This is a genomic window from Croceitalea rosinachiae (assembly GCF_031846445.1).
GTDB classification, from domain to species: Bacteria; Bacteroidota; Bacteroidia; order Flavobacteriales; family Flavobacteriaceae; genus Croceitalea; species Croceitalea rosinachiae.
Genome location: NZ_JAVRHR010000001.1, coordinates 1565172 through 1583065 on the forward strand (window position 1 = coordinate 1565172; position 17894 = coordinate 1583065).

13 protein-coding genes are annotated in these 17894 nt (G+C 35.9%); 7 read left to right on the top strand and 6 right to left on the bottom strand.

Annotated elements, in window-relative coordinates; genetic code table 11:
* The first annotated feature begins 44 nt into the window (after positions 1 to 44).
* Entirely contained in the window at positions 45 to 1100 is a 1056-nt protein-coding gene (locus RM706_RS07095) for an NAD(P)/FAD-dependent oxidoreductase (RefSeq protein WP_311350332.1), read from the top strand.
* Here the strand turns inward: RM706_RS07095 and RM706_RS07100 are convergent.
* The gene (locus tag RM706_RS07100; protein WP_311350333.1) at positions 1088 to 1477 is read right to left on the bottom strand and encodes a DUF983 domain-containing protein; all 390 of its coding nucleotides are present in this window, start codon (positions 1475 to 1477) and stop codon (positions 1088 to 1090) included. The genes RM706_RS07095 and RM706_RS07100 overlap by 13 nt on opposite strands.
* 98 nt (positions 1478 to 1575) lie before the next feature.
* Here RM706_RS07100 and RM706_RS07105 point away from each other — a divergent pair, with 98 nt between their 5' ends.
* From RM706_RS07105 to RM706_RS07130, 6 genes are all read left to right on the top strand, one after another.
* Positions 1576 to 3483, top strand: coding sequence for an ABC-F family ATP-binding cassette domain-containing protein (locus RM706_RS07105; protein ID WP_311350334.1), 1908 nt, complete (start codon positions 1576 to 1578; stop codon positions 3481 to 3483).
* A gap of 144 nt (positions 3484 to 3627) precedes the next feature.
* Positions 3628 to 4521: a leucine-rich repeat domain-containing protein gene (locus RM706_RS07110; protein WP_311350335.1), complete on the top strand. Its 894-nt coding sequence runs from the start codon at positions 3628 to 3630 to the stop codon at positions 4519 to 4521.
* A 154-nt stretch (positions 4522 to 4675) separates the two neighbouring features.
* Positions 4676 to 5812, top strand: coding sequence for an efflux RND transporter periplasmic adaptor subunit (locus tag RM706_RS07115; RefSeq protein ID WP_311350336.1), 1137 nt, complete (start codon positions 4676 to 4678; stop codon positions 5810 to 5812).
* On the top strand, positions 5809 to 9093 hold the full coding sequence (locus tag RM706_RS07120; RefSeq protein ID WP_311350337.1) for an efflux RND transporter permease subunit: 3285 nt from the start codon (positions 5809 to 5811) through the stop codon (positions 9091 to 9093). Before RM706_RS07115 ends, RM706_RS07120 begins: the two co-directional genes overlap by 4 nt.
* Positions 9093 to 10460: a TolC family protein gene (locus RM706_RS07125; RefSeq protein WP_311350338.1), complete on the top strand. Its 1368-nt coding sequence runs from the start codon at positions 9093 to 9095 to the stop codon at positions 10458 to 10460. The genes RM706_RS07120 and RM706_RS07125 overlap by 1 nt, the downstream gene beginning before the upstream one ends.
* Before the next feature lie 2 nt (positions 10461 to 10462).
* The gene (locus RM706_RS07130) at positions 10463 to 10645 is read left to right on the top strand and encodes a CPXCG motif-containing cysteine-rich protein (protein WP_311350339.1); all 183 of its coding nucleotides are present in this window, start codon (positions 10463 to 10465) and stop codon (positions 10643 to 10645) included.
* 410 nt (positions 10646 to 11055) lie between these two features.
* Here the strand turns inward: RM706_RS07130 and RM706_RS07135 are convergent, their stop codons facing one another.
* From RM706_RS07135 to RM706_RS07155, 5 genes are read right to left on the bottom strand one after another with little or no spacing between them, the layout of a single operon-like run.
* Entirely contained in the window at positions 11056 to 12354 is a 1299-nt protein-coding gene (locus tag RM706_RS07135; RefSeq protein WP_311350340.1) for a TolC family protein, read from the bottom strand.
* The gene (locus RM706_RS07140) at positions 12341 to 15487 is read right to left on the bottom strand and encodes an efflux RND transporter permease subunit (protein WP_311350341.1); all 3147 of its coding nucleotides are present in this window, start codon (positions 15485 to 15487) and stop codon (positions 12341 to 12343) included. The genes RM706_RS07135 and RM706_RS07140 overlap by 14 nt, the downstream gene beginning before the upstream one ends.
* A gap of 10 nt (positions 15488 to 15497) precedes the next feature.
* Positions 15498 to 16598 carry an efflux RND transporter periplasmic adaptor subunit gene (locus RM706_RS07145; protein ID WP_311350342.1) on the bottom strand — a complete coding sequence of 367 codons (1101 nt, stop codon included), beginning with the start codon at positions 16596 to 16598 and terminating at the stop codon, positions 15498 to 15500.
* Between the two features lie 4 nt (positions 16599 to 16602).
* Positions 16603 to 16959: a DUF4890 domain-containing protein gene (locus RM706_RS07150; RefSeq protein WP_311350343.1), complete on the bottom strand. Its 357-nt coding sequence runs from the start codon at positions 16957 to 16959 to the stop codon at positions 16603 to 16605.
* On the bottom strand, positions 16949 to 17884 hold the full coding sequence (locus RM706_RS07155) for a DUF6268 family outer membrane beta-barrel protein (protein ID WP_311350344.1): 936 nt from the start codon (positions 17882 to 17884) through the stop codon (positions 16949 to 16951). The genes RM706_RS07150 and RM706_RS07155 overlap by 11 nt, the downstream gene beginning before the upstream one ends.
* Between the last annotated feature and the right edge of the window lie 10 nt (positions 17885 to 17894).

Here is a 17894-nt window from a genome sequence, read left to right on the forward strand (position 1 = left end):
TTCATAATGGGCATAATAACAAATCTGATGTTTACTTTTGCACTATGTTAGATTACTTGGTGGTTGGTTTAGGTCTTGCCGGAATCTCGTTTTGCGAACAGCTAGAAAAACACGGAAAAACTTTTAGGGCAATTAGCGATAATTCTCAACGGGCTTCCATCGTTGCTGGGGGACTTTACAATCCTGTTATTTTAAAGCGCTTTACCATGGCTTGGAATGCAAGGGTGCAAATAGATGTGTCCATGCCCTTTTATGCAAGTCTAGAGCATAAACTGAAGGTAAAGTTAGATTACAAACTTCCAGTTTTAAGACGATTTGCTTCGATCGAAGAACAAAACCTTTGGTTTGAAGCTGCAGATAAGGCTGATTTAGATTATTTTTTATCCACTAGTATCAGAGAAAATCAAAACTCAAATATTGAAGCACCTTTTGGGTATGGGAAGGTCAACTATACCGGTAGAATAGACACCAGAGTACTTATTGAATCTTACAAAGATTACCTATTAAAAAAAAGTAGGTTGCAAGAAGAACAATTCGATTTCGAACAGTTTGAGATTTCTAATAGTCATGTGGCTTACAAAAAGATTAAGGCCAGACAAATCATTTTTTCGGAAGGATATGGTTTAAAATCTAACCCATATTTTGAATATTTACCCTTAAATGGCACTAAAGGAGAGTTGTTGACTATAAAGGCTCCCGAATTACAAGAAACAGCTGTGATAAAATCTTCAGTATTTATTATTCCCTTGGGAAGTGATTTGTACCGTATAGGAGCGACCTATAAATGGAAAGATAAAACGAATATTCCCACCGAAGCTTCAAAACAAGAGTTGCTTGAAAAATTGGGTACCTTTTTAAGATGTGATTACGAAGTGGTGTCCCATGTGGCAGGAGTACGACCTACGGTAACGGATAGAAGGCCTTTGGTTGGCCAGCATCCAAAATATAAGAATATATATGTATTAAATGGTTTTGGATCAAGAGGAGTACTTATTGCGCCGGCTGCTTCTCAAAATTTGTTTGAACATATTGAAGGGGGAGAAGCTATAGACCCAGATATGGACATTTCTAGATTTACGGCCAAATACTATGTGGTCTGATGTTTTAAATTGGGGTCATACTTCATGAAAATATTAATCCAAATATTTCTTGAAAGCCTAATAATGATTGGTAGAAAGACAATCATCGTGATTACGATAGCAATAAAAGTATTTTTTAGGGAGGCGCCTATGATTAAAAAGGCAATTACAAATGCTGCTAAAGCAAAGGCAATGCCCACCCCGTAACTAACATACATCGAACCGTAGAAAAAAGAAGGTTCAATCTTATATTTAGTTTGACAATGCGAGCAACGTTCATGCATTTTAAAAAGTTGTGTCAAATTGTATGGATTTTGATTCATATACATACTTTCATTATGGCACTTTGGACAACTTCCTGTTAAAATACTGTACAATTTGCTTCCTTTTTTTAACATTTGCAGGTCTTTTGAACAAAGATAAAAATTAGTCAGGTCCTGTTGCTTTTAGATAATATTAAAACCTGATTTTATAATAGTAAAATCATATAGCACCTATGCTCAATATCCACAATCTTTCTGTCGCTTTCGGAGGAGAATATTTATTTGAAGAGATTGCATTCCGTTTAAATTCTGGAGATAGGGTCGGGCTTATCGGAAAAAATGGTGCGGGTAAGTCTACTTTGCTAAAACTGCTGAGTAAAGAGATGGAGCCAGATTCTGGCACTATAGCTTCTGATAAAGAGGTGAAGATTGGTTTTTTAAAACAAGACATTGATTTTGAGCAGGGCAGAACGGTGTTGGAAGAAGCTTATCAGGCATTTATTGAAATCAAACAGCTCGAAGAAAAGCTAGAAGAAATCAATACTCAATTGGCGGAGCGTACCGATTATGAAAGTGAAGGTTATAATCAATTAATGATCGATTTGAATGATGTATCACATCATTATGAAATTTTAGGCGGTTATAATTACCAAGGTGATACGGAGAAGGTATTACAAGGTCTGGGTTTTAAACGCCAAGATTTTGATAAACTTACAGAAACATTTTCTGGTGGATGGCGCATGCGTATTGAACTTGCAAAACTATTGTTGCAAAATAATGATGTGTTGCTTTTGGATGAGCCTACGAATCATCTAGACATTGAGTCCATAATTTGGTTAGAACAGTTTTTAAGAAACTACTCTGGTGCTGTGGTCATTGTATCACACGATAAAATGTTTTTAGATAATGTAACAAATCGTACCATTGAAATATCACTAGGGCGAATTTACGATTATAATAAGCCCTATTCAAAATATTTGATTCAACGGGCTGAGATAAAAGAACAACAGCTGAGTGCTCAAAAGAACCAAGAAAAGCAAATTCAACAGACCGAAAAATTGATAGAGAAGTTTAGAGCAAAAGCTTCTAAGGCTTCAATGGCACAGTCCCTCATTAAAAAACTGGATAAGATTGACCGTATTGAAGTAGATGAAGATGATCATAGTGTAATGAAGTTGCGATTCCCTATTTCAGTGACTCCAGGAAAGGTAGTTGCTGAACTGGAAAAACTATCTAAGCATTATGGTGCTAAAGAAGTCTTGAATGACATTAATCTTTTAGTAGAGCGAGGAAGCAAAACAGCTTTTGTAGGTCAAAATGGTCAAGGAAAGACCACCTTGGCAAAGATTATGGTTGGGGAGCTTGATTATAAAGGTTACTTAAAAAATGGCCACAATGTACAGATAGGATATTTCGCACAAAATCAAGCCGAATATTTAGACGGCAGTAAAACCATTTTAGATACCATGATAGATTCGGCCAATGAAAGTAACCGAAGTAAAGTACGAGATATTCTAGGGTCTTTTTTGTTTAGAGGTGATGAAGTTGAAAAATACGTAAAAGTTCTGTCTGGTGGTGAACGCAACCGTTTGGCATTAGCAAAAATGTTATTGCAACCTTTTAATGTTTTGGTAATGGATGAACCTACCAATCATCTTGATATTAAATCAAAAAATGTCTTAAAGCAGGCATTACAGAGTTTTGAAGGAACTTTAATATTGGTATCTCACGATAGGGATTTTCTTCAAGGGCTAACGGATAAAGTTTATGAGTTTAAAGATGGAAGCATAAAAGAATATCTAGGGGATATTGACTTTTACTTAGAGCAGCGCAATGCTGAAAACTTCAGAAAAATTGAGCTTAAAGAAAAGGTAAGACCAGGTGCCAAAACCGAAAAGCCAAAAAATGACTATGAGAAGCAAAAGCGAAAAAAAGCATTAAACAATAAATTAAGCTCGGTTGAGAAAAAAATTAATACGCTAGAGACTGAAATAGCCACCTTTGACCATCAGCTTTTAATGGACTACGATAATACGGTTGCTAATGCTGGTTTTTTTGATACCTACCATGGCGCTAAAAAGAAGTTGGAGGAATACATGGAACAATGGGAGACCATTACAATTGAGATAGAGTCCAATTAAAATACTAAAAAGTAAGAATAAACTTACTAAACAACAATTTTTTAAACTTTCACAACAAGTTTACCTTATTACACCGAATAAGTTTGGTTTCATAAGATACTTACTATTTATTTGTAAGTAAATTCTTATAAATTAATATTTTAGATGAAATCTACTATCATTTTATCTCTTTTAGTTTTAACCTTTTTTGAAATACATGCAACCGTTTATGAAACTGTTTCATCGAAAGAAAAAAAGGTACTGATTGATTTATTTGAAAGCACAGATGGCGAGAATTGGAATTCTAGCTGGAATGTTAAGGCTCCAATTGATGAATGGAAAGGTGTAGAAATTGACGATAATCATGTAGTTGGAATTAATCTATTCAATAACAATTTAAATGGGGCTTTGCCCGAAAGTCTGGGTAGTCTTAAATATTTGACCCATTTAAATTTGGCATTCAACAGCATAACTGGGGTATTGCCAAAGGATTTAGTCCAGTTAAAAAATTTAAAGGTTTTGAAACTTGAGATGAATCGTATAAAAGGATCAATACCGGCTGCTATAGGAAACTTAAGTAGTCTTGAAGAATTATCAATGTTCAATAACTTTCTTTCTGGACCAATTCCTGAAAGCCTAGGAAATTTAAAAGGGCTTAAAGTATTGAATTTATCAAGTAACAATCTAAAAGGAATTATCCCAATTTCAATTGGAAACCTAAGCAAGTTAGAAACTTTGGGTCTCTTTGAAAATGGATTGGAGGGGGCTATTCCTCAAGAAATGGGAAAGCTAACCAGACTAAAAGAATTGGTTTTGGCAAACAACCAATTAGGTGGCGAAATACCAACAGAGTTTGGCCAATTGGCCAGTTTGAAAATATTACAGATCCAGAACAATAGATTTAAATCTTTCAAAGGATTGCAAAGTATTGATACAAAACAGTTTTTGGTTTTTGATACTGATGATAAATCATTAAACCCATATAAAGAATTTGATCTAGAACGGGTACGCACTCGTATGGCGGATACTAAGTTCGAAGATGAAGACGATAATGAGTAGTTAGTTATACTTTAGTTTGTTTGGTTCGGGGATGCAGAGGTGCGTCCCCTTTTTTGTTTTACAAATAAAAAGTTACCTCTAAACATTTATGAAATATTTAACCAAGAACTCCTTTAGTTGACAATAGTTTTGCAAAAACTAATCAACTTATTTGATGCGAAAAATAATTCTCTCCATCCTATTGGGATTGGCAATCATTTTAGGTTCTATTTACGGGGCCGGTTTAATTGCCGATAGTAAAGAAAATAGAAGGCCTATACCAAAGAAAGTAATTAAGACGGTTTTTATTGATACCGTGATAAATGGTATTGTACCCATTAAAGTACCTGCAAATGGAAATCTGGTGGCTAAAGAACGCGTTGAGCTCTATGCGGAGGTTCAAGGTGTTTTAAAGAAAGGTGGGCAGCTTTTTAAAACAGGTCAAGAGTATAGATCAGGTCAGGCTTTGGTCAGAATAGATGCCTCGGAATACTACGCTAGCGTGCAATCCGCAAAAAGTAACCTATATAATTTGGTCACTTCCATTATGCCAGACCTGCAGTTGGATTACCCAGAAGATTTTTCAAAATGGCAAAGCTATTTGGCTAATTTTGATTTAGAAAAGACAACTCCTAAACTTCCTGAGATCAATTCTGACAAAGAAAAATATTTCATAACGGGTAGAGGTATTTTCAGTAGTTATTATAATGTAAAAAACTTAGAACAACGCCTTTCAAAATATGTTATTTCCGCTCCTTTTACTGGGATACTTACTGAAGCACTAGTAACGGAAGGCACTTTGGTTAGAACTGGTCAAAAACTGGGTGAGTTTATAAAAGTTGGTACTTATGAGTTGGAAGTTGCAATTAGCAAATCATACGCAGATTTTCTAAAAGTAGGGGAAGAAGTAGCATTAACAACTCTAGATAAGACTAAATCATATGTTGGCAGGGTAGCACGTATTAATGGAAGGGTAGATCAAGCTAGCCAAACAATAACAGCGTTTATTGAAGTAAAGGGTGATAATTTAAAAGAAGGGCAATATTTAGAGGCTAATCTGAATGCTAAAAATGAGAACAATGCCATAGAAATAGATAGGGCACTGGTAAACGATAATAATCAAATTTTTGTTGTTCGAGACTCCATTTTAGATCTTATTGACGTTTACCCAGTTTATTTTTCAGATAAAAATGTTGTTCTGAAAGATGTGCCAGATGGAGAAACCATAGTTTCTAAGCCAGTAGTTGGAGCATATGCGGGGATGCTAGTGAAAGTTTATGGGGCAGATAACGCCGAAAAAAGCGCAGAATGAGAAAAGTCATTGAATATTTTATCAAGTATCATGTCGCGGTAAATGTTATTATCTTGGCATTCTTTGTGTTCGGTATTGTTGGAGCACTTACTTTAAAGTCTTCTTTTTTTCCTCTAACAGAATCTAAAAACGTTCTCATAAGCATTACATATCCTGGGGCATCACCACAAGAAATAGAAGAAGGCATTGTATTAAAAATTGAAGACAATCTAAAGGGCCTTCAAGGGGTTGATAGGGTAACTTCAACGTCTCGTGAAAACTCAGGGTCAATTAATGTTGAGATTGAGAAAGGGCAAGATATTGACTTTATGCTTCTTGAAGTAAAAAACGCGGTAGACCGAGTACCCACGTTTCCAACTGGGATGGAACCTTTGGTGGTTTCTAAATTAGAGGCAGTTCGTCAAACCATAAGCTTTGCTGTTAGTGGTGAGAATATTTCCTTGGCTACTTTAAAGCAGATTGGTAGGCAGATCGAGAATGACCTCCGTGCTATTGAAGGAATATCACAAATAAGTATTTCTGGCTATCCAGAAGAAGAGATTGAAATCGCAGTCAATGAAAATAGTTTACTGGCCTATAATATTTCTTTTAATGAAGTGGCTTTATCAGTTTCTAATGCAAATATTTTGGTGACGGGCGGTAATATAAAGACTAGTGCTGAAGAATATTTGATACGGGCAAACAATCGTTCCTATTATGGTGATGAATTATCAAATATTATTGTTCGTAGTGATGCCTCAGGGCGAGCAGTCCGTTTGAAAGATGTCGCTATTATTCGAGACCGCTTTTCTGAAACCCCCAATGCCACATACTATAACGGTGATTTGGCAGTAAATGCTACTATTACGAGCACAAATACGGAGGACCTTATTGGTTCTGCGGAAAATGTAAAAGAGTACATTGAAGACTTTAATCAGAAGTATAATAATGTTCGTCTGAATGTAGTAAGTGATCTTTCAACAACGCTTACACAACGAACAGAATTATTGACTGAAAACGCCATAATGGGTATGATTTTAGTGCTTCTTTTTCTATCATTGTTTTTAAATACAAGACTTGCTTTTTGGGTAGCTTTCGGTTTGCCAATTGCTTTTTTAGGAATGTTTGTATTTGCCCCTATGTTTAATGTTACTATCAATGTATTGTCATTGTTCGGGATGATTATAGTTATTGGTATTTTGGTGGATGATGGTATTGTAATTGCCGAAAATATTTATCAGCACTATGAGAAAGGAAAAAGTCCTATTCAAGCCGCTGTAGATGGTACTATGGAAGTAATACCACCTATTGTCTCTGCAATAATAACCACTATTTTGGCATTTTCTATTTTCTTATTTTTAGATGGTAGAATTGGAGATTTCTTTGGGGAGGTTTCCGTGATTGTAATTTTGACTTTGGTGGTTTCGTTAGTGGAAGCATTGATTATTCTTCCTGCTCACTTGGCACATTCTAAAGCATTACAAAAACAAAGTGATAAACCGAAAACAGGTATAGCGGCAATTTTTGCCAAGTTAAGAGGTATCAATAAGGCAGGAGATAGTGCAATGGCTTGGATGCGTGATAAGCTATACAGTCCTGTGCTTCGTTTTGCTTTGGAATACAAGCTTTTGACCTTTGCTCTTTTCATCATGGCTTTGTTTTTGACCTTTGGTTCTGTTGGCGGTGGAATCATTCGAACTGCCTTTTTTCCAAGGATTGCTAGTGATCGTATTGCAGTAGAGCTTTTAATGCCAAATGGAACCAACGAAAAAGTAACGGATTCTATTATAAGTCTAATTGAAGAAAAGGCAATTATTGTTAATGAAGAACTAACAGAGCAGTATTTAAAGGGTACGGATAAGGTTTTGTTTGAAAACATGATAAAAAATGTTGGCCCCGGATCTTCATCTGCCACTTTGGTAATTAACCTATTGCCAGGTGAGGAACGACCCGATGCAATTCGTTCAGACTTGGTCACCAATCGATTGAGAGAGTTAGTAGGGCCAGTAATCGGAACGGAAAGTTTGATTTATGGATCAGGGGGTAATTTTGGTGGAGATCCCGTTTCGATATCATTGCTTGGTAATAATATTCAAGAATTAAAAGCAGCAAAAACAGAGCTTAAAGCTGCTATGGTCGGTAATGACTTATTAAAAGATGTAGCGGACAACGACCCCGCAGGAATTAAGGAGATTCAATTAGAGCTTAAGGAGAATGCTTATTTGTTAGGATTGGATTTGCGCACCGTTATGAATCAAGTACGGGCAGGTTTCTTTGGCACGCAAGCACAGCGTTTTCAAAGGGGACAAGATGAGATTCGAGTTTGGGTACGGTATGATCGTGAGAACAGATCATCGATAACTGATTTAGATGAAATGAGAATTGCTACTCCTTCAGGCGCGCGAATACCGTTGAAAGAAATTGCAACCTATACCATCTCCAGAGGAGATGTCGCTATTAACCACTTAGAAGGCCAGCGCGAAATTAGGATTACCTCAGATTTGAAAGACGCAGAAACCACTAGTGCACCTGATATTTTAGCTTGGATCAAAGATGAAGTAATGACGGATATCCAATCAAAGTATCCTTCGGTAACAGCTTCTTATGAAGGGCAGAATAGAGAGCGCAACAAATTAATGGATTCTCTAAATTTTGTAGGATTGGCCGTTTTTTTCCTGATTTATGTTACGATTGCGTTCACATTTAGAAGTTTTAGTCAGCCATTATTATTATTGCTATTGGTACCCTTTAGTCTAACAGCAGTAGCATGGGGACATTGGATTCATGGTTTCCCAATCAATATTCTTTCTATGCTTGGTATTATTGCCTTAATAGGAATTATGGTCAATGATGGCTTAGTGCTTATTGGAAAATTCAACGGTAACCTTCGTGAAGGAATGAAGTTTGATGAGGCTCTTTTTCAAGCTGGTCGTTCAAGGTTTAGAGCTATTTTCTTAACAAGTATTACTACAATAGCAGGTCTTGCACCTTTGTTATTGGAAAAAAGTAGACAAGCTCAATTCTTAAAACCTATGGCCATCTCTATTGCATACGGAATAGGTTTTGCTACGGTTTTAACCCTAGTGATGCTGCCTATATTCCTTTCTTTCAGTAATAATGTTAAAGTAGGTGCTAAATGGTTGGGCACAGGCAATAAAATAAGTAAAGAAGAGGTGGAAAGGGCTATTAAAGAGCAACATGAAGAAACCCATATGGCAACTGCTCATCAGAACCAAAATGGATTGGATTTGGATACTTCCCTCGATGATAAAAATCAAAAAGAACTAGAAGAAATTTTATAATGCGAATAAAAACCTTCTCACTAACAACAATACTTGTTGTATTAGTACAGATTATCAGTGCCCAAGAAAAAGTATTATCTAAGGAAGAGGCTGTTAAGCTCGCTTTGGAAAATAACTTCGGTATTATTATTGCCAAAAACAATGTAGAAGTTGCTGAGAACAACAAAAACATTTTGAACTCTGGTTTTTTACCTAGTATTACTGGAAACGCAGGTGCAAATTATCAACGAGATGATTCAACCTTTGAGTTTCCTGGGCAGTTCATTACGGATGAAGATGGAAATCAAGTGCCTAGGCCTGATACAGATTTGTATAAGGCAGAAGCACAACGCTATAATGCAGGTTTGACAGCTAATTATACACTGTTTGATGGTTTGGGAAGGTTGTATGATTATAAGCGATTAAAAGAAGAATACAACCTGTCTGAATTGCAGGCTAGAGAGACTATTGAAACGACAATATTACAATTGTTCACAGTCTATTTTGAAGTAGCAAGACTTTCAGAAAATATTGGGGTTTTAGAAGAGACTTTTTCAAATACAAAAAATAGATTACAACGAGCGGAATATAGTTTTGAATATGGACAAAACAATAAATTGGATGTATTGAATGCTGAGGTTGATTTGGTCAATGATAGTATCAATTTGATGAATGAAAGGCAGACATTTAAAAACACCCAGCGCGATTTGAATGTATTGCTCAACCAAGAATTAATTAAGGTTTTTAGGGTGGACACGACCATCGTTTTTACCGATCCATTGACTTTGGATAATTATTTGAATGAGGGCGAGCGAAATAACATTAGAATGCTTCAGGCCGAGAAAAATGTAATGATTAATGATTACAGCTTAAAAGCTGGAAAATCTGTTTTTTTACCAACGATAGGCTTAACAGGGTCATACGGTTGGAATCTTAACCAGAGCGCGCCATCTGCTTTTTTTCCGGGGATAAATACAAATAATACTAGAAATTTTGCCTTGGGAGCCAATCTTACTTGGAATTTATTTGATGGAGGGAGCGGAATCACCCAAGTAAAAAATGCAAAGATATTATTGGACTCACAAGATACTTTGCAAGAACAGATCGAACAAGAAGTTAAGCGTGATATTGCCAATGCCAAAGGAAATTATGAAAATCGATTAGAAGTATTTCGTTTACAAGAGCAAAATGTCAATACGGCTACAAATAACTATAACCGTTCCAATGAACGTTATAAGTTGGGTCAAATAACTTCGGTTGAACTTAGACAGGCACAACTAAACTTATTAAATGCCAAGACCAGTAAAAATCTAGCAAAGTACAATGCAAAACTGGCTGAGTTGGAACTTCTTCAGCTAACAGGGCAATTATTGAATACGAATTTATAATCATGCTCGAGCATTTCTTTCAATGCCCTTATTGCTGGGAAGAAATTTCAATGCTATTAGATACTTCAATTTCCAATCAGACCTATGTCGAAGACTGCGAGGTTTGCTGTAACCCTATTGAAGTAAATTCTAAGTTTATCAACAATGAGCTGACCGGTTTTAATTTCAATAATATTGAGCAATAAAAAGCTTCAAATATGCTTGAGGCTTTTGCAGTAGTAGTAAAGCTGTACTCGACCAATGAACTTACGGTGATGAGTCGATTTTCGAATTTCCCCAAAATCAATTAAAACCATCATTTATTGTACCTAATAACGTTGTAACTTGATACAAATGTTACATTATGAGTAGTTTCCAGATTGTATTAAGAAAGAAACCGAACAAGCAAAATTATCCTTTAGCTATTACAATTCATAAAGTATATGGAAGCACTCTACTATTCTTTGAAGGGCGAAAAAGTTAGCCTTAAATTATCTTCTGTAACTTTACTTTTAATTTCATTTATTAGATTTTTCTTTTTGCTCAAAATACTAACTATTCTGTTATTCATTTTGCTTGGACTTTTTTTCTTCATCTTAGTATGCCAATGTGTCGATTAAAGTAGGCCACCCATCAGTTGCAAAAGATTGACTTCCGCAATCTTTGAATCAAATTTTGCACGTTCCATATTATTCAATGCATTATATAAATTAATTTGTGCTTGTCTAAATTCAACGGCGGTAATTTGACCCAAACTATATTGTTTCTGACTTCGAGTAAAATTCAGACGATTGGTTTCCAGATTTTTTTCTTCGGCTTTCATTTTATATCTGGTTAGAATATAATCCTCATAGGCATTGAGAACATCCGTTTTTAATTGGTATTGTACCTCGGCCAATTCAATTTGTCTATTTTGCTTAGTAATTTTACCTTTTTTTACCCTAGCGGAATTACTTCCATTAAAAATATTCCATGAAAGGTTTAACCCTAAATTTACCCCGTAAGACTCATTGCTTAAAGCAAAAGAAGTAGGTGGATTTTGACTTTCGTTCCATCGATAAGAGGCACTTCCACTAATTTTAGGCAAAAATTGTGCTTTATTGATTTTGACATCAATTTCGCTAAGAAGAATATTATTTTTTGCTAATACTATCTGAATGTTATTCCTTTCTGACTCGTCCAACACTTCTTTTTTTTGCAATTCAGGCCCAAATAAAACCGTAGTATCAGCATTAAAATTGAGTTCAATTTTACGCCCTAGAACTAGATTTAAACTACGCTTTAAGTTTTTCAGATCTTTCAGTGCTTCCATATAACTTATGCTATCATTATTTAAATCGACCTGAGCATTAAGTTCGTCTAAATATGTTCCTTGACCATACTTTAGATTTCTCTGTGTTCTGTTTAAGCGATCCAGTGAATTTTCTATGTTGACTTTTAAATTTTCTACAACCTTTTGTTGAAAAGCTACGTTAAAAAAGTTTTCATAGATGGTTAAAATGGTATTCTCCACTTGCTGACGTTCTTGAACCTTTTTCAAATCAAAGTTCGTATCATTATTATCTTGGGTAAACTTTCTGACCATTCCATCAAAAATTATGTATTCAGTAGTTATTGAAGCATTGTACGATTCTGTAACAGCACCATCAATAGCTGTCGAACTACCATCGGTAAAAGTTACATTTTGATTCTCATCCGAATAACTTATACCTCCAGCGGCGCTCACAGTAGGTAAATATCCACTATTCAATATACCTTTATCTACTGCTGCTATTTTGGTGTTGTTGCCTGCAATTTGCAAATCGTGATTGTTTTTCACGGCTATAGCAATAGCCTCATCCATGGTCAATACCGTTTGTGCCATAGCCGTGGTCATCAACAACAAAAAACTGGTCAATAAACTAAACTTCAACATTTTCTACCTTAAGTTCTTTAATTGCTCGTTCAACTTCTTCTTGCGTGGGTTTTTTGCCGGTAGCCAATTGTTTCGCAATAACTTTTAAGCCGTTAACCGCCGATAGGAAAATTGGCAAAAGAAAAAGCGTAAGTATAGTGGCAACAGCAATTCCATAAGCAATGGAAATTGCCATTGGAATTAAAAATTGGGCCTGAAGACTTCGCTCCAACATCAATGGTGCAAGACCAGCGATAGTGGTTATCGATGTAAGGAATATAGCTCTAAAACGTGCCCTTCCAGTCTCATATAATGCTTCATTAAATGGCAGCCCTTCTTTAAGAAATGTATTGAATTTGTTGGTAAAAACGAGTCCGTCATTCACTACGATGCCGATTAGTCCAATAATCCCTAAATAGGATAGGATACTCATAGAAAATCCATGTAAGTAATGACCCCATGCTACACCAATTATAGAAAAAGGGATGAGGGCCAACAGAATGAAAGGTTGGCTAAAGCTTCGAAATGTAAAGACAATGACCACATAAATTAAAAAAAGTACAGCTGGAAAAACCGCTGCCGCTGAATCAGCAATTTTATTGGCTTCTCTATTTTGTCCTTCTGCTGAAACCGCAACTCCAGGGTATGTTGATTCAATTTCAGAGGCAACCCTAGAACGCAAATCGGCCATGATTTCAGTTGAGCTGACCTTCGGATTTGCCACGTCAGCTTCAATTGTAACCTCTCGAATACCGTCTAAATGGTTAATAGCGGTTTCTCCGCGCCCAATGCTGTAAGTAGCTACTTGAGATAAAGGAACCCTACCTCCTTGAGTTTTTATTTCAATATTATTAATGTCACTTATTGCTGAACGATTTTCACGATTATAACGGACCCATATCTTAACTTCATCTTGGCCTCTTTGTATGCGTTGGACTTCATTTCCAAAAAAAGCATTCCGAACCTGGCCCATAAAACCCGAAAAGCTTAAGCCTAACAATTGAGCATTTTCCTTGAGCTTAAGGTTGATTTCCTTAATTCCTTTCGGACTTGAATCTGTAATATCTTTAACATTCTTATTCTTTTTAAGTTCCTCAAAAACCATTTCTTTGGCCCTGTTAATTTTATCAATATCCTTGCCTTGTAGGGATATTGAAATGGGCGCACCACCAACGTTTGCTCCAGAGTTAAAAGAGAGTTTTTCCAAAATAGGCAAAGTGCCAACCGCTTTACGTATTTCATTTGTAATTTCTACCGACGAAATAGTTCTAGTTTCACTAGGGGAAAGATTTATCGTAATACTACTGCTCGAACCCGTAGGCCCAACCCTTTTAATCGTTCCTATAACATGAGAGCCACCAATCTCGTTATTTGGCAGTTTTTCGTTGATTTCCCATACTTTATCTTCGACATAAGAAGCAATGGAATCTGTTATTCTCTCACTAGTTCCTTTAGCAGTATTTATGGTTGTTATTATTTGATCACTTGCATTAGTAGGGAAAAAGGTAAGTTTAATGATCCCTCCTGAAAGAGCACCAAGTGTTAACAAAAAAAGAAAAAGTAATATTGAAAAGGAAAGAAACTTGTTCTGTAGACTCTTTTTATAAAGAGGACTATAGACTTTATCTCTTAGATAGTCCATGAACCGCTCTCCGTACCGATTGAACCTGCTCACTTTATAGATATCTTTCATATCCTTTGAGTGCGCCAAATGTGATGGTAGAATGAGCAAAGCTTCTATTAGAGAGACCGAAAGGGTCAGTGTGATGACCAAAGCGATGTCTTCGAAAAAATCTCCAATTTGACCGTCAAGAAAAAAGAAAACGGAAAATGCCAAAATGGTTGTAGCAATAGCGGAAAGAATAGGTTTTAAAACTTCCATAGTTCCTCTAACCGCTGCTTTTATGGGCGAATCACCTTTTTCACGTCGACTATAAATATTTTCAGCTATGACGATTCCATCATCAACAAGAATACCAATGACCAATATCATACCAAACATAGAAAGCATGTTTAGGGTAACTCCATAATTGGGTAAGAGGATGAACATTCCAAAAAATGATATGGGCAGTCCAAAAGCCACCCAAAAAGCTACTGTTGGTCTAAGAAAAAAAGATAGAATAATGAGAACCAAAAGCATTCCGACTAAAGCATTTTCCAAAAGCAATGAAATTCTGCCCTGTACTAAATCGGCAGTATTAAAGGTCTCTTTCAGTTGAATATTTTCATGGCTGGTATTGAAATTGAAAATATAATTTTTAACGGTCTCAACGCTGCTTATAAGGTCTTCAGAATTGGTGTTTTTCAAGTCTATTTGAACGGCCTGCTGCCCGTTATAAAATATTTTATCAGGATTCTCGTCGAAAGAATCCTTCAATATCGCAATATCTTTAAGATAAACTTTGGAACCTTCAATTGTAGATTTAACAACAATATTCTTCAGTTCATTGGCCTCATAGCCCTTATTATTGGCACGGATCAAAAATTCTTCATCTTCTGTTTTGATCGAGCCACCTGATACGATAATATTTGCTTCGGCAACAGACTGGGCCACTTCTTCAAAAGACAGATTATAACTTCGCATTTTCTCTTCCGAAATTGCCACTTCGATTTCTTCATCTGGAAAACCACTTAGCTCAATTTGGGAAATACCCTCTATACGAAGTAAATCATCTTCTATTTCTTGAGCATATTGCTTCAAAATGCGAAGCGGAATTTCCTTACCTGTTATTATGAATGATATGGCCGGTCTTGTAGGTAAGACCGATTCGATAACAGGGGGTTCGATGGTATTGGGAAATGATGGAATGCGGTCAACTGCGTTTTTAACTTCATCCAAGATGATATTGATATCAAAATCAGATAAAGTTTCTATGATGATGGATGCATTGTTCTCTTGTGAAATTGAACTTACACGATCTATTCCCGAAATACCTTTTAGATTTCGTTCTATTTTCTCAACGATGCCTTCTTCAACTTCTTCAGGAGACGCCCCTGGATATGTTATGCTTATTTGAATGGTTTTGGCATCGGCCAAAGGGAAAAACGAGGAATTCATTTTTTGATACCCTAAAAAGCCGAAAATCAAGAACCCGACGATAAATATGTTTACTGCTACAGGATACTTTATAAAATGGCTAATAAAACCTTTCATTCAAAATGTATTAATAATTTACCTTCATACCAGGATAGGCCATTGCCAAAACCTCATCCAATAAAATCATATTGGATTCCAAACCTTCTACAATGACACTGTCTCGCTCGTAGTTAATGGGTACGATCTTTTGTAGGGTCAAAACACTATCTTTTACGATATAGATATGATTGTTTTCTAGCATTAAATTTCCTTTGATTTTAACTAGGTCTTTTATGGTCATACCTTCTATTTTAGCTTTTAAGAATTGACCATCCTTGAGGTCTTTATGATTGACCTCGACTACAGCTATCACTGTCTGGGTTTCTTGATTGATTTTATCGTTAATACGACTAATTTGTCCAATCAATTTTTGACTTTCGTTCAGGGTAGTTAATGCAACTGGTTTACCTTCTTTAATATACTCGTTGGCCGTTGCCGGAATTGCCAATCTCAATTCAAAAGCAGTAGTATTTATAAATTCGCCCAGTTTTTGTCCGCTACGTACCAAGGTGCCGGGATTTACATTTGATTCTGTGACACTCCCTGTGAATGGAGCTCTAATTACATATTTGGATACACGCTCCTGTTGGTTTTTCACATTGTAATAGGTTTGGAAAATACCTTTGCCCATTAAAAAAAGTTTCTCTTTGTCAGAGGTGGTTTTAGGCAAAGCCTGTAATGAGACTTCCATATCAAAAGACTTTAGGTAGCTTTCCCATTTTTTTGAAGCTTCAGGGAATTCAATCTCCATATCGGGAAGCATAGCGGCGATTTGGCTAATCAAACTGCTTTTGTTTGATTGAAACTGCGCCATATATTCGCGGTTGTCTATTCGAAGCAATTCTTTCCCCTTTAAAAACCTATTACCTTCTTTGAAAGGTGTTCTACTAGGAAGCATAACCCCTTGAACCTCGCTATAAATCTCAACTTTGTTTTTGGCCTCTAAAGTTCCCGTTACCTCTAAAATATAGGCGATGGGGTTAGGTTCTGCCAAGGTTGTGGAAACCATGGGTCGATCCGGCGTATTTTCAATCACTTTTTTTTCTTCATTGTTTGATATAAGAACAAAAATGAAAACCCCCAAGGCGATAACAATTGCTCCTAAAAAAGTTTTAAGTGTATTCTTCATTGGCTTATTCCATCATTTTCTTGCGCATATGTTTGCGTATCTCAGGTTCAATTTCATCTTCGAAAACCTCCATTTGTTCTTTGTTCAAGATGATTTCCAGTTCGGCATTTCTCTCTTTTTTAATTTTTTTAATATCTCCAATTTTACCGAACATAGATCCTTCTCTATTCATCAATGCTGCTTGCTTCTTTGAAAATTTTAGGTTATGCTCTGTAATCTTTTTTTTTTGTTCCTGATTTAGATCAAGTCGCTCTACCATCAAATTGGTTTGATAATCTGCGATTTCCTTTGCGTTTATTTTTTGCCCCGAAATCAATTGAGCGGACAAAATGGCAATTGCCACGACTAACCTAGTTTTCATTCTTTTTCTTTAAATACATATTATTTGCTCTTTTGATTACCAATCGTAACCCCGTATTGAAATAGGTGCCACTGCCAGGGTTTAAATCAATAATTTCATTGTTGTCATTATCTAATATTTTCAATACGGAATTGAGTATAAATCCTCCTTCAGCAAAAAAGGCTAAATACTTTGTGAACTTGAATTGATATGAAATACGGGTGTTGATTCCGTTAAACTGAATCTTTGTATTGCTTAAAAGACGATTGCCTTCGACACGTTCTTCATTAGAATTATTACCAAAAATTCCGTGAGGAGAAACTAAAAAAGAGAGTCGATGCTTTTCATTAATTTGATAATTAACCCCGGTCACCGGTAAGCCCAAAGAATAACCCCAGTGTTCATTAAGCTTTTGATTAAAAGATATTGCAGGAAGCAGCGTTGGCTCTCCAAATTGTGTGCCATACAAAGCTCCAATCAACAAAGCTGAGTTTCTTTCATTGTTCCCCCACCTTTTTAAAGCCCCAATAATGGCATTAAACACAAAATCTTCTGAAGACAATCCATCGCCAAAGTTGGACATCAATGAAGTGCCTGCCGAAAGAATAAAATTCAAAGAATCTTTTAAAGGAACCATGTAAGAAACATTGCTTCTGATTACCTGTATGTTCTCAAAAGAAGATAAATCAATGAGGTTGGTAGATTCACTAAAAACAAAATCATGATTCTGATAACCCAGGGATAAGCCTATCAACCCTTTTTTTAATGGAATTCCGAAGTTTAAGTTTGCTCCATAACTAGTGACTTCGGTTCCGCCCAAATTGGGTATAGATGAAAAGTTGATGCCTACAGGATTTAATTCTTCCCTATTTCCCAGCATTAACATAGCTTGACCAAAAGACTGAAAACCTATCAAAAGAGTAATATATATAATACCTTTTTTCAACTTTTTTTTC

Coding starts and splice junctions, on each gene's coding strand:
- RM706_RS07130 (WP_311350339.1), top strand. CDS start 10,463: ATGCTCGAGCATTTCTTTCAATGCCCTTATTGCTGGGAAGAAATTTCA.
- RM706_RS07125 (WP_311350338.1), top strand. CDS start 9,093: ATGCGAATAAAAACCTTCTCACTAACAACAATACTTGTTGTATTAGTA.
- RM706_RS07150 (WP_311350343.1), bottom strand. CDS start 16,959: ATGAAAACTAGGTTAGTCGTGGCAATTGCCATTTTGTCCGCTCAATTG.
- RM706_RS07135 (WP_311350340.1), bottom strand. CDS start 12,354: ATGTTGAAGTTTAGTTTATTGACCAGTTTTTTGTTGTTGATGACCACG.
- RM706_RS07145 (WP_311350342.1), bottom strand. CDS start 16,598: ATGAAGAATACACTTAAAACTTTTTTAGGAGCAATTGTTATCGCCTTG.
- RM706_RS07115 (WP_311350336.1), top strand. CDS start 4,676: ATGCGAAAAATAATTCTCTCCATCCTATTGGGATTGGCAATCATTTTA.
- RM706_RS07140 (WP_311350341.1), bottom strand. CDS start 15,487: ATGAAAGGTTTTATTAGCCATTTTATAAAGTATCCTGTAGCAGTAAAC.
- RM706_RS07110 (WP_311350335.1), top strand. CDS start 3,628: ATGAAATCTACTATCATTTTATCTCTTTTAGTTTTAACCTTTTTTGAA.
- RM706_RS07105 (WP_311350334.1), top strand. CDS start 1,576: ATGCTCAATATCCACAATCTTTCTGTCGCTTTCGGAGGAGAATATTTA.
- RM706_RS07100 (WP_311350333.1), bottom strand. CDS start 1,477: ATGTTAAAAAAAGGAAGCAAATTGTACAGTATTTTAACAGGAAGTTGT.
- RM706_RS07120 (WP_311350337.1), top strand. CDS start 5,809: ATGAGAAAAGTCATTGAATATTTTATCAAGTATCATGTCGCGGTAAAT.
- RM706_RS07095 (WP_311350332.1), top strand. CDS start 45: ATGTTAGATTACTTGGTGGTTGGTTTAGGTCTTGCCGGAATCTCGTTT.